Below are 13411 nucleotides of genomic sequence, written 5' to 3' on the forward strand. Positions count from 1 at the left end.
GTTTGAAAGCCTGTAAATTAAGCTTGAACAAAGGTATTCCAAGAATAGTCTTGGTTTTTGCCTTTTAGGGTCATTTTCAACTGCTCACCCGCCTGTAATGCAGCCACCCCAGCAGGTGTGCCTGTCATGACCACATCGCCTGCTTCCAAAGTAAAGACTTGGCTAATGTCAGCCAGTAAGGTGCCAATATCAAAAATTAAGTGTGCAGTGTTGCCCGCTTGGCGGAGCTCATCATTAACATGAAAACTGTAGTGCACATCATCCCAATCCTGTACCACATCGGAAACAGCAATCCAGTCTGCCAGTACACATGAACCATCAAAGGCTTTGGCACGTTCCCAAGGCTGGCCTTTGGTTTTCAAATCATCTTGTAAGTCACGCAAGGTTAAGTCCAAACCTAAAGTTACAGCCCCTACTGCTTGCAGGGCTTGAGCTGGATCGGTTGCTTTGCTTAGGCGATGGTCAATGCGTAAAACCAGTTCACATTCATAATGGCAGCTGCCCCATGCAGGATTCCAAGAGATGCCCGCATCTAAACTGAGCAAACTGCTCGGTGGTTTAATAAATAAAACCGGACGATCAGGAATCGCATTGCCTAATTCTTTGGCATGGTCTGCATAACTACGACCGACACAGACAATTTTAGATGGACGTGTACTCATGATCTTCCTCTGATTTTTTGATGGTGTTATGGAGCAAAATACTTATTCTTTGAAAGTATTTTCAAATTTTGATTGATCCGCACTATCGGCCAACGCACGCTTAGGCACAATCACCACAGTACGGTTTTTCAGCTCAAGCATATAGGTCAACTTGCCACTGGCAAACTTTTGCACTTCATTATAATGGACCACTTGCTTGCGACCATTGGCATAAATTTCCGCATAATCTTGGTATAAATCGATGCCTTGCTCACTTTTACCAAACTGATATTTCACAAATTGGCGCTTAAACATCATCGGCAGAAACCAATAGCGCATGAGAATTTGTAAAACCAAGAAAAATATACCCAACGCCACATAGTAGCGACCGACGCCTGAGAAGCCGAGCATAAAGCCCCACACAATAATCCCGACACTAATCAACGGCGTGATAAAACGCGTCATTTGCTTTTTACCAAAGGTCGCTAAGGCAAAACCATCTTGGGACTCTTCTAAAGTGAGGAAATAACGTGTCGATAATGCAGGCTTGTTCTCTGACATAGGGTCATATCAAATAGCTAAAAATATTGTGCTCAATACTACAACACAATCGGTCATTTTTTTAGGACTTTAGCAGATCGATGTTGATTAGTGGCGATCCACTTAAGCCAAGGCCATACCGATATCAGAACCACATCATAAAACTGAGATGCAAAAAACAACTGAATAACTACGGCAAAAAATCCATCCCTGCTATGAATTTCTACTGAACAAAAAGTGCAGGCACAAAAAAACCGCAACATGTGCGGTTTTTTCAATATTGATCAAGTTGGTGCGCTCAGAGAGATTCGAACTCCCGACCCCTTAGTTCGTAGCCAAGTGCTCTATCCAGCTGAGCTATGAGCGCGACGTCTTGATGGGGTGAATTATACGTGAATCTTATTTTTTGTTAAGTCTTATTTTCATAAAAGCCGATCAACTGCCCAGTTATTAAGCATAGTGGGTATAAAACGCTGCTTAAACCAACAGATTGAGCATTCCATACGAACATAGCTGGGGAATCACGCAAGAGTAGCGCTTTATTTATATCGAATCTTTCTTGAGGAATCACTTTCTCAAGCGAAGCACTTCATTTTTTTACAGACACAAAAAAACCGCAACATGTGCGGTTGATTGTTCAAGTTGGTGCGCTCAGAGAGATTCGAACTCCCGACCCCTTAGTTCGTAGCCAAGTGCTCTATCCAGCTGAGCTATGAGCGCATTACTTGTGTGCCAATTCAGGCGATACGTTACATACAGTTTACTTATTGGTGCGCTCAGAGAGATTCGAACTCCCGACCCCTTAGTTCGTAGCCAAGTGCTCTATCCAGCTGAGCTATGAGCGCGACATAAGTAAAGTTGGCGGTGAGAGAGGGATTCGAACCCTCGGTACAGTTACCCGTACGCATCCTTAGCAGGGATGTGGTTTCAGCCACTCACCCATCTCACCGTAACGTGCGGCCATAATACAAACTTCATGCTAGCACTGCAAGCACAGACACTCAATTTTTTGCATATTTTCGTTCAATTAAATACTTTTTAAACAATTTAGGGCGGATTCATCCGAATTTATTCTTTTCTCTACATCTGCATGTTGAATAAAACAGCAGATATTCTAAATTGCCGACATAAAACACAATATTGCAATCATTTGCGTGCAGTCTGTCTTCGCATGACTTATGCTAATCCTATCTACTGACATACAGCCAAAGACATTATGAAAAATTGGGTCGATCCTGAAGCAAAAGCTGAAGCTGAACGTTATGACAACCCTATTCCGAGCCGCACGCTCATTTTAGAAACCATCGAAGAAAAAAAGACGGCTTTATCGCATGCGGACTTGGTCGAAATTTTTGAAATTGCAGATCAAAAAAGCATTGAAGCGCTCAACCATCGCTTAATTGCGATGGTTCGTGATGGTCAACTGATGAAAGATGGCTTTAAGTTTCAAATTGCCGAAGAGCAACCTGAACATGAAGCAACGGTTTACATCAATAGTAAAGGCTTTGGCACGGCGAATATTGCAGGTCATGAAGACTTACTTTTACCTGAACGCGAACTGCGCCAAGTGTTTAATGGTGACCGTGTTAAAGTGCGTCAAACCTCAGTGGACCGCAAAGGTAAAGCTTGGGGCTTTATTACCGAAGTGGTGCAACACCGTGTGAAGCAAATCATTGGTAAAGTATCGATACATGACGGTGAATACTTTATTCAACCAGCAAATCCGAATGCGCACCAACCGATTACTTTAGAAAAAGAGTTAATCGAACATGCACAAGTCAAAGTGGGCGATTCGGTTCGTGTCGCAATTGATGACTATCCAACCAAAGATGAGTTGGCGACCGGTCATATTGTGCAATCGATGGCAGACAAGGCCGACACTGAAATTATTATTCCGCAAACCATTTTAGAGTTTGGTTTGCCGTATGAGTTCCCAGAAGAAGTCATTAAAGAAGCAGAGAGCTTTAAAGAGCCTTCAGTGCAGGACCGTGAAGGTCGTATTGACCTACGTGATTTAGCCTTAGTCACTATTGATGGTGAAGATGCACGCGACTTTGATGATGCAGTCTATGCAGAAAAACGTCCAGGCGGCGGTTACCGTGTGGTGGTGGCCATTGCGGATGTGAGTCACTATGTCCGTTCTGGTAAACCGCTGGATGATGAAGCCCAAGAACGTGGTACATCGGTATATTTCCCGCACTTTGTTTTACCGATGTTGCCTGAAGCTCTTTCGAATGGCTTATGTTCACTCAATCCGCATGTGGACCGCCTGTGTATGGTTTGTGATTTAAACCTGTCACGTGCTGGTCGGGTCACCAAGTTTGAGTTCTATCCATCAGTCATGCATTCAAAGGCACGTTTAACCTATACCAACGTTGCTCAATACTTTGAAGGTGACAGCAGTGCCATCCCAGAAGTCCGTGATGTGCGCAAATCCTTGAACACCCTGTTCCAACTCTATCAAGTCCTCAAAGGGTTACGTGCTGAACGTCATGCCATGGAATTTGAAACCGTTGAAACTTACATGACCTTTGATGAGCTGGGCGGTATTAAGGAAATTTTACCGCGTACGCGTAATGATGCTCACAAACTGATTGAAGAATGTATGTTGTTGGCAAACGTGGCAGCGGCTGAATATGCGCTACAACATGATGTGCCAATGTTATACCGTATTCACGAACCACCTGAGTTTTCACGTATTCAAAAAGTACGCGACTTTGTCAAACTGTTAGGTCTACCATTCCCAGAGCAGCCGACTCAGAAAGACTACCAAGCCGTGATTGATGCAACCAAAGACCGTATTGATGCACCAAGTATTCATGCCGTGCTGTTACGTTCGATGATGCAAGCCTACTACGGCGCGAATAACGCAGGTCACTTTGGTTTGGCATATGAAGCGTACACGCACTTCACTTCTCCAATTCGTCGCTACCCAGACTTGTTGTTACACCGTGCCATTAAAGCCAAGTTAAAACATAAACCTGCACCTCTTTCAGGGGCCGCTTTGGATGATGCTGGTCAACATTTCTCGGCGACTGAACGTCGTGCAGATGAAGCTTCTCGCTCTGTCACCACATGGTTGAAATGTCATTATATGCAGCAGCATTTGGGTGAAGAGTTTGTCGGCACCATTTCTGCCGTAGCGGAATTCGGTCTATTTGTGACGCTCAAAGACTTATATGTTGACGGCATGATCCATGTCAGCCAATTGGGCGATGACTACTTTGTCTATGACCAACCAAGTCAGAGCTTGATTGGGCAGGCACGTGGTCAAAGCTTTAGCTTGGGCGATGAAGTGAAAATCAAAGTTGCAGCAGTGAATTTAGAAGACCGCAAAATTGATTTTGAATTATTGCAGCAACTCTCACATGGTGGTCGGCCCATACGTAGTCGAGCGCCCCGTGTTGGCAAAGCCAAAACAGCACGAAGCGAAAGTAAAGAAGAAGTCTTTAGCGAGTCGACAAACACCTCTCCCAGTAACAGCGGAGACCAGCCCATACGACGCAAAAAAGATAAATCCCAACCTAGCTCCTACAGCAAAAAGCCTGGTAAAAAATCTTCATCAAAGTCTGAAACAAAGGTTAAAGATAAAGTGAAGAAAAAGTCGAAACCTAAAAAGAAAAAATCAAACGCAAAAGCGAAAACTGAGTAAATGATGTAAAAGGTGCTAGGGCTTAATGTTCTAGCACCTTTTTTCATAGGGCCAACATGAACTTTTTGCGTTTATTTTTAAGCAAACCTATCAGCCAATATCATCCCTTGCTTTATTTCATGGCCACGCGTAGCCGACGTATGATGCGCTATTGGCAATGGAAAACAGATGGGAAAGACTATGCGCATTCATTTTCTAACGCCCCTTTGGCTTTTCGCGTCAAAAAGCATCAGTCCGTTCTGATTCGTAAATTAGGCGACAGCGATCAACACTGGCAACACAATAAAGTCATCAATCTCAAAATTGCCAGTCCGTGTATTTCCGGAATTTTAATCCATCCACAACAAACGTTTTCTTTTTGTCAGTTGGTGGGACAACCAACAACTCAAAAAGGCTATGTCGAGGGAATGGAACTCAGCTTTGGTCAAGCACGCGGTGGTATTGGTGGCGGGATTTGCCAAATTGCCAATCTCATTCACTGGCTTGTCTTACATAGCCCGTTACAAGTCGTACAACGTTCACAGCACTCCTTTGACCCTTTTCCAGATCATGGTCGTGTACTTCCATTTGGTAGTGGCGCTGCAATTTTTTATAACTATATTGATTATCAATTTTACAACCCCACCCCACATAGCTTTCAAATTCGGCTGTGGTTTAGTGAGAAATGTTTAGAAGGTGAACTGCGTTGCTCCGCCGATTTAGGCTATGTCTACCATGTATTTGAACAACAGCATGCCTTCCTAAAAATCGGGACGAACTACTACCGACAAAACGAAATTTGGCGACACCGCAAAGAAAAATATAAAAGCGGTGAAATCTTAGCCACTGAATGCATGACCCGTAACTTTGCCAAAGTGCTTTATCAGCCCTCACGCATTGATCAGCACTACCCATCATGGGCTGAATTTCAAGCAGCGCAAAACATCAAAACCAATTAAAACTTGATTTCCCACGGCATCACCCTTACATCTAGTGATAACTGAACATTTAATTTGGCTTAAACGCATGACATTAGAAAAAGCAACCTTGCCTGTTCCACAGTTTGATCAAATCACCTTAGTACAACTCCAACAGCAGATCGAACAGGCAATTCAACAGGGCCAAAGTTTTTTAAAAGACCTGAGCGAAGTCCCTGAATCAATTCAGGGACAGCTTGCGGTCTTAGAACAAGTCGATCATTTAGAAAATAATATGAGTGAAGCATGGGGCGTGCTGTCCCACCTCAATGCGGTCATGAACAATGCTGAAACTCGTGAGGTGTACCAGTCACTATTACCAAGCTTAAGTGAATACTATACCGAGTTAGGTCAACACACAGCGCTGTATCAAACCTATCAACACATTCATGATGCTGCGCAATTTGATCACCTCCCTGAAGCCCAACAAAGTGCGATTAAACTTGCACTGCGCGACTTCAAACTGTCTGGGGTGGCTTTAGAAGGTGAAGCCAAAAAACGTTATGCAGAAATCTCCGCACGTTTATCACAACTATCGTCCGACTTTTCCAACCATGTTCTGGATGCCACCCAAGCCTATTTCAAACCTTTAGCGGAACACGAACTGGCAGGCTTACCACAAAGCAGTATTGAGCTGTTAAAACAATATGGTCAGCAGCGCGAACTTGATCAACCCGTTGCCACTTTAGACTTCCCATCGTATCTGGCAATTATGACCTACGCGGAAAACCGTCCTTTACGCGAAGAACTGTATCGTGCCTATACCACACGTGCATCTGATCAGTCTGAACACGCTGAGTTTGATAACACCGCGGCGATGGAAGAAATCTTAAGCCTGCGTCAGGAAATGGCTGCACTGTTAGGTTTCAACAACTACGCCGAGCTTTCATTGGCCAGCAAAATGGCACCAAATGTAGCAACGGTAGATCAATTCTTACGTGATTTGGCTGAACATTCACGCGCCCCTGCACTCAAAGAAGTGGCGGAGCTGAAAGCTATTGCTGCTGAAGATGGCATTGAGAATTTAAAACCGTGGGACAGCACGTATTATTCGGAAAAATTGAAAGTCCAACAGTTCAATTTATCTCAAGAAGCACTCAAGCCCTACTTCCCTGCACCCAAGATTTTGCAGGGCTTATTTAGCATTGTGAACCGTCTTTATGGGATTCAAATTGTGGAGCGTGAAGCCCCTGTTTGGCACTCAGATGCACGCTATTTTGAACTAGAAGATCAAGGTGCAGTGGTCGGTGGATTCTACTTTGACCTCTATGCGCGTCAGGGCAAACGTGGTGGCGCATGGATGAGTGGTTTCCGCTCTCGCACCAAAACAACGCAAGGCCTACAAAAACCGATTTGCTATATGGTGTGTAACTTTACGCCACCTGTGGGGGATCAAGCAGCGTTGCTGACTCATGATGAAGTGATCACCTTGTTCCATGAATTTGGACATGGTTTACATCATATGTTGACAGAAGTCGACAATATTGCAGTTGCGGGGACACACGGCGTGGCATGGGATGCGGTGGAGTTGCCAAGTCAATTCATGGAATTTTGGGCATGGGATACTGAAAGCTTAGACCTGCTCAGTGCACATATTGACACCCAAGAAACCTTACCAAAAAGTCTACTGAAAGCCTTGCTGGACGCGCGTTTCTTCCAATCCGGCATGCAAAGTTTACGTCAAATCGAGTTTGCCCTGTTCGACCTCAGCATTCATAAAGCAGCTCCTGCTTTGAAAGCGGATCAAATCCAAGCCACCTTAAACCAGATCCGTGCACAATATGCTGTTTTAGAGACCACGCCTTATAACCGCTTCCAGCATAGCTTCAGCCATATTTTCGCAGGCGGCTATGCAGCAGGTTATTATTCTTATAAATGGGCGGAAGTTTTGGCCAGTGATGCCTTCGATCGTTTCGAAAATGAAGGGATTTTTAATACTGCCACTGGAAAAGAATTTCGTCAGTTTATTCTAGCAGTTGGCGGAAAAGATACAGCGCTTGATGCATTTATCAATTTCCGTGGACGCGAGCCAAAAATAGATGCTTTACTTCGTCATCAAGGTTGGACGAACCGCTAAAAAAGTGAGTAAACTAGGCGCCTAAATTGTTCAGAAGGTAAGTCTAATGACTATTAAACGTCGTTTCATTGCAGGTGCAAAATGTCCTAAATGTCAGGCGATGGATCGAGTTGTTATGCTTACCTCGAATGACGATGAATGGATTGAATGTATCGACTGTGGTTATTCTGAGAATCGTCCAACTCATGTAGATGAGCCTCAGATCCCCGCTATCCCCGACGAGGTTGGGGTCATTCAATTTAAACCACGTCAATCCAAAGAATAAAGGTTGAATCGAATGTCGTCCGTACAACACAACAACCCTAAATTACTCTGGGGTATTACAGCAGGTTTGGTCGCAATCATTGCGATTTTCGCACTTTATCAGTGGTTGTTTGCTGCACAAGAGTCTACAACACCAGTGCACCAAGCGGAGTTGATTCAACCGACCGTGAAGGCGCTTCCAGAAGCTGAAAAAGCAGCTTCGACCGCCATGGCTGACAACACCATTAAATTGGTCGAAGAAGATATTTTAAAAGCACCTGTACCTGAAAATGCCTCACTTGCCAAAGAAGAAGTGGCGAAACTGGACGATATTCAAAGCCAGTTGAAGGAACAGGAAAAGAGCTTGCAAGCACAGCACAAAGATGCCGATGAGCTAGTAAAACTCAAAGAAGAACAAATTAAACTGTTAGAAGCCCAATTGGCCGCTCAGTAAAATACGGTTGTTATTTTAAAGACGTTAGCCTATCGACGGATACGCTAACGTCTTTTTTTGCCCTGTTGCTTCATCCACCTTTTCAATCAGCGCAAAGCCATTACACAACTCATCATCTCTTTTGAACCACCTCCACTAATAAAGTCGCTATACATCACAACCCCTAGCTCATGCCAAGGATATCTTTTAGAAGGAGTTTATTTGTCGATTAGCTCTTATCATTGAGCAAGTAAGGGCTGATTTTTTAAGATGGGACGCTTAACAATACCCTTGTACTTTGTTTTGATTTGAGTGGGTAGTTGTTTAGTCGCTACAAAGAAACCATTTTCCTTAAAATCATCATGAATAAAATCCAAAGCATAAAAAAGCATCCGAAGATGGCTTTTTTATGGTCTAACTCAAGTTCACAACTTAGTGATACCAGCCAAATAACTTAAAGAAGTATGGAACATAAGCAATGATCAGCATCGCTGGGAACAACACGATCAAAGGTAAAATCCAACGTTCATAACGATAATAGAAAGATAAATGACGCACTTCCTCATCGGCCTCATTCACCTCGGCATCACCAATGGATTGTCTTGCTAAAAGATGATTAAGAGCCACAGGTGGTGTCACATAGCCCAACTCAAAGCCAATCAAGGTGATCATCCAAAAATGGACAGGATGAATACCATATTGATAGGCCACAGGTGCAACCGTCGCAGAAATCAAGATCACGGCGCCAAACGGATCCATAATCATCCCAACAAAGACCATCAACCCCAAAATCAGGGTAATGACCAAGAACGTACTGCTAATATCAGTCGGGAAGAAACTCATTACCTCCGTACGTTCAAGCAATCCGCCCACGCTCACCGACAGTGCCATTAAAATAACCAAAGCACCAATGTGTCCAACGGTTTCACTGGTCGAGATATGCATCGACTTCCAAAAACCGACTTGGCGTAACACGTCCATGGAACTAGATTGAACCACCCCATGATTCACCACTTGTCCATCATCTGCGGCATTACCATGTAGCCCTTCACGGTATTCTGCATGGGCAACTTGAGCCCCAGCCAATGCAGGTTCACCACCCGAGTTATAATTTGCGCTGAGTGTCTCATCCCAATGCCCCACAGCAGGCAAAGGCGCAGGCTGATGACGTAATTTATCAAACAACACGATCATCAATAAAATCACAGGCATCATCACGGGTGCAGTAAATTCATTTAAGTCAGTGTCTAATAAGTATTTATAGAACATCCACGTGAGGACAAAAATCACGATATACGGCACTACCGCTAGGAAAGCACGCCCTGATTTAGGTGCGGCCAAACTCGGTGCCGCGATGCGGAATTTACTCTCTGCAAAGAAGAGCGAAACTACTAAAAACAGTGTTGAGGTCAGTAGGAAAGTATAAACCCCATATTGATAAAGGAGATCCGTCGTGACTTCTTTGTTTAAGGATGCCACCACCACAATCAATAAGCATGGACGCAAAACTACACCCAGCGAACCCGACATTGCCGTTGCAGCCAAAGCAAACTGACGACGTCCACCTGCATTCCAAACTTCTTTATAAATAATCGCCCCTGCTGCAATCACAAAGATCCCCGATGCACCCGTATATGCGGTCGGTAAAGCCGCAGCGATTAAAATCAACCAAGTTAAAGTTTCAGGAGCCAAATTCCATGGACGCAAAATATTTAAGAACAGATCCACGACACGGGTTTGTTTCAACAACATACCCGCCCAAATAAACAGTGCTAAATTCAGGAAAATACTCGAGAACTCAACCAACTGTCCCAAGTAAATCCCTTGCCCCATAGGGTAGTCCATGAAGAAGATAAATGCCACACCCGTAATCACCGCCATGTAGGCATACAGAGGCACACTCAGAAAAGCAAAGCCTAGACGCCCGCCAGCTTTGGCCTCTTTCGGTGGGCTAAACAGCTGCCACACACTTATCAATGTCAGTACGCCAAATAAAACCATCCACAGCCAATAAATCAACTGGGTTTCGCCATTCATCGGTACACCCGAGTCTTTGACTGAGTTAAATTGACTAATGCTTGAGTAGGTTAATAAACCATTACCCAGTGTCATCAGTAGGCTATAAACCCGATAATCCAGCTTGGTTGAAGGGCCACGCAAACCAATATGATGGATTTTTAAGGTGGCACTAATCGCAGCTAAAACCACCATAAAAATCAACAGAATGGCACGATTTTCTGTTCCGAATTTAAAAATACCGAAAAAAGTGGTTTCAAAATTACGATAGGCTCGAATACTTGGATGTGCCTCCATATGTTGCATGGCTTTATCATAAAACTGATACTTTTCTTCACACTGCTGCACACCCGCCAAAATGGATGCACGCACATCAGCTTCCGAAGCCGTACCAAAGAAGTCAGCGAACTCATCGGCAGCGTTGGCTTGCATTTGGGTTTTGACCATAGCATCCACATTCGGCTGACGATTACACTCTGGCTTGGCTGGCTCTGCCCTTAAAAAAGAATACTGCATACCTGTGGCTGGATCGCCATATAAGCGCTCACCCATACGCAGCAACTGGCCATGGATCATTTCACCTGTACCAATTAATAGCGTAAGTAACAGTAAAATCAGAATGAAAAAAGTAGAAATCCACTCGGTCCATATATACTTCAGCAGATCGAGTCCTGATCTGCGCTGTCCATGATTCTGCATGTTGTTTCCTATTTTTATTACAGTTCTATTCAGCGCAATACACCGTAGAACCTGTCGTTTTAGTCGGCTCGAGCTTGTCCTTTCTCTATGCCTTTAGATTTTTGTTTTGTTTATCTTTGCATCAAATTTATATTTTTGAATATGACAATCTGGATTTTCTTTTTAGAATTTAGGTCAATAGATTACTCATCAAATAGATTCACCCCGATTAAATACAAAGCTGCAATCACAATTCCCCAGATTACACCCAACAAATGTGCTTCGACCAAAATTGGACTCCCGATCAGTTCAGCCGTAGCACTCTCGCCAAAGGTATTTTCCCAAATCAGTTTGCCTAAAATGAGAAACAACACCAAACTCGCAAACATCCGTTCTTTACGGTACAGCAAATGGACAATTGCTATGGCAGTGAACATCCCATGCAGTACACCTGACAGCCCAGCATAGGCTTCAATGTCCGCCAGAAAATAATAAAAACTCAGACTAATCAGCGGCGGTAACATCAGCAATAACGCCACAAAATGCCAGACGCGCGTACGTGGAAAAATAAAAGGCAAACACATAAAAGCCAGCATATTGAGTGCAAAATGAATCCATCCCACATGCACCCAGTGCGCTGTCCACAAGCGCCAAATTTCAGGAAAAATATCAACTCGCCAATAAATAAATTGATCTTTAAAAATCTGTAAACATGCCGAGATCGACACGACAAACGCAATCAAAATGATTTTTCGATTCAGAAATTGATCATGCATCACATGTCCTTATCGTGTTGCTCATTCATTTATTGTTATTTTTTCTGCGCTTCCGCTCAGTTTAAAATTGGTTAACTTTCACTAAACAACTCATCTAGCTCAGAACGGTCTTCTTTTTCATCCCAGAAGTGCGCCATACCACCATCCCCAGTTCGTGTCCCCGTGTGTTCAGTCCAATAACGATCTGAAATCCCCTGAACCATACTCGAGGCCATACTATCAATCAGTTTAAATTGTGGATTACTCTGTTTTTCATCGCTATAAGAGGCCGCATAACTTTTCAAAGCATCACGAATTCTCGCATCATCACCACTAGCTTGCGCTGCGATAGCATACATTGCATGGGCTAAACGTACCCCTTTTTGCTCACCGATTTGCATCGACTGCTTTAAAGTTTGGTAAGGATCAGGTTTACCCTCACCTGCCCCTGGCAATAAGGTCCAGACCACCGCACGAGTTGCCTGTGGCGCACCCCAGAATTTTTCGTTGTCTAAGCACACCATGCCACGCTCGACAATAGCGGCAATGTCTTTAGGCACATTGACTGCACCACCTGAGTTAATATCATTGGTCATGGCTTGTAGACCGCTCAACATCCCCAGCATATATACGGTTTGATCCAGATCATTGTTCATTTTTGGGCAACCTTCGCCCAGTGGCTTTTTATATTTTTTTTCCCAACGGTTTTGGAACAATTGATAGCCTGTATATTGACGCTGTGCAGCAATAGCAGCCCAACGTTTTTGTTCTATACGCGCATCCTGGGCTTCGGAAACATTACCTGCTTTAGAAGCACGTAAATAGCGAAGCTCAGACTCTAGCGCCTGATTCTCCGCACAAATGCCTGAAGCCGAATAGAGTAAAACCGCAATACGTGTTGGGTCTGCGCCCATGTCTTTGGTCGACATAATGGCAGGGGCTAAAGCATTGCCTGAGTTACAGACCATCTCTGCATCTTCCATAGCCAATATAGGCGGAACAATATGTTTTTCACTAAACCCAAGTGCAACATTGGCACCTGTTTTAACCACTTGTGAACAACCCGAAAATAATAAACTTGTAATCACTACAACAGCCATACCTTGGCCTATTTTTTGGACTTGCGACATTTTCCTGTCCTCTATTTATATAATTGTATGCGTCCGTGCTAACAAACATAGCAGAAGCAATTTCCGAAGAAAAGAGTATTTACTCTAAATCCGACTACTACTCTGCCATGAAATAAAAAGCGGAAAATTGACTTAAATGACACCCATATTTTTTTCAGGCAAAAAAAAGTAGCATAGCGACGGTTCGGCACATGCTACTTATGAACTGAGAAGCCTTACTCGGCTTTGTTTGGTACAAATCGGTCCTTCAGCACAGTTCCTAATCGTCCTATAACAATCGCTAACACAAT

At 43.8% G+C, this 13411-nt stretch carries 9 protein-coding genes, 4 tRNA genes and 2 pseudogenes; 5 read left to right on the plus strand and 10 right to left on the minus strand.

Annotated elements, in window-relative coordinates; all coding sequences use genetic code 11:
- Positions 1–17 precede the first annotated feature (17 nt).
- The 6 genes from AC4CUX_RS04855 to AC4CUX_RS04880 all read right to left on the minus strand — a co-directional run bounded on the left by AC4CUX_RS04855 (position 18) and on the right by AC4CUX_RS04880 (position 2130).
- Complete coding sequence (locus tag AC4CUX_RS04855) at positions 18–662, minus strand: fumarylacetoacetate hydrolase family protein (protein WP_010327579.1); 645 nt, start codon at positions 660–662, stop codon at positions 18–20.
- Positions 663–704: 42 nt separating this feature from the next.
- The gene (locus tag AC4CUX_RS04860) at positions 705–1202 is read right to left on the minus strand and encodes a YcxB family protein (RefSeq protein ID WP_010327580.1); all 498 of its coding nucleotides are present in this window, start codon (positions 1200–1202) and stop codon (positions 705–707) included.
- Positions 1203–1471: 269 nt separating this feature from the next.
- A tRNA-Arg gene (locus tag AC4CUX_RS04865) sits at positions 1472–1548 on the minus strand.
- A 276-nt stretch (positions 1549–1824) separates the two neighbouring features.
- Positions 1825–1901 (minus strand) — tRNA-Arg (locus AC4CUX_RS04870).
- 48 nt (positions 1902–1949) lie between these two features.
- Positions 1950–2026: transfer RNA gene (locus AC4CUX_RS04875), tRNA-Arg, on the minus strand.
- A gap of 14 nt (positions 2027–2040) precedes the next feature.
- A tRNA-Ser gene (locus AC4CUX_RS04880) sits at positions 2041–2130 on the minus strand.
- Between the two features lie 264 nt (positions 2131–2394).
- On the opposite strand from AC4CUX_RS04880, the gene rnr reads away from it, so the two are divergent.
- Genes rnr through AC4CUX_RS04905 form a run of 5 tightly spaced genes read left to right on the plus strand, consistent with a single transcriptional unit; the run spans position 2395 to position 8563 of the window.
- Complete coding sequence (gene rnr / locus AC4CUX_RS04885) at positions 2395–4833, plus strand: ribonuclease R (RefSeq protein ID WP_178904424.1); 2439 nt, start codon at positions 2395–2397, stop codon at positions 4831–4833.
- A 56-nt stretch (positions 4834–4889) separates the two neighbouring features.
- Positions 4890–5771, plus strand: a complete 882-nt coding sequence (locus AC4CUX_RS04890; RefSeq protein ID WP_010327582.1) for a VanW family protein — start codon at positions 4890–4892, stop codon at positions 5769–5771.
- Between the two features lie 52 nt (positions 5772–5823).
- Positions 5824–7866 carry a M3 family metallopeptidase gene (locus tag AC4CUX_RS04895; protein WP_171056754.1) on the plus strand — a complete coding sequence of 681 codons (2043 nt, stop codon included), beginning with the start codon at positions 5824–5826 and terminating at the stop codon, positions 7864–7866.
- A 52-nt stretch (positions 7867–7918) separates the two neighbouring features.
- Positions 7919–8131 (plus strand): YheV family putative zinc ribbon protein, encoded by a 213-nt coding sequence (locus AC4CUX_RS04900; RefSeq protein ID WP_171054267.1) that lies wholly within the window; start codon positions 7919–7921, stop codon positions 8129–8131.
- A gap of 12 nt (positions 8132–8143) precedes the next feature.
- Positions 8144–8563, plus strand: a complete 420-nt coding sequence (locus AC4CUX_RS04905; RefSeq protein WP_010327584.1) for a hypothetical protein — start codon at positions 8144–8146, stop codon at positions 8561–8563.
- A gap of 411 nt (positions 8564–8974) precedes the next feature.
- Here the strand turns inward: AC4CUX_RS04905 and AC4CUX_RS04910 are convergent.
- From AC4CUX_RS04910 to AC4CUX_RS04925, 4 genes and pseudogenes are all read right to left on the minus strand, one after another.
- Positions 8975–9514 (minus strand): annotated as a pseudogene (locus tag AC4CUX_RS04910) (TRAP transporter large permease subunit); the annotation flags it as partial.
- Positions 9515–9654: 140 nt separating this feature from the next.
- A pseudogene (locus AC4CUX_RS04915) lies at positions 9655–11257 on the minus strand (TRAP transporter large permease subunit); the annotation flags it as partial.
- Between the two features lie 182 nt (positions 11258–11439).
- On the minus strand, positions 11440–12012 hold the full coding sequence (gene rrtA / locus AC4CUX_RS04920; protein ID WP_010327586.1) for a rhombosortase: 573 nt from the start codon (positions 12010–12012) through the stop codon (positions 11440–11442).
- A 71-nt stretch (positions 12013–12083) separates the two neighbouring features.
- Entirely contained in the window at positions 12084–13121 is a 1038-nt protein-coding gene (locus AC4CUX_RS04925) for a hypothetical protein (protein WP_010327587.1), read from the minus strand.
- Positions 13122–13411: the final 290 nt, after the last annotated feature.

The organism is Acinetobacter sp. 231_lipA (genome assembly GCF_058243005.1).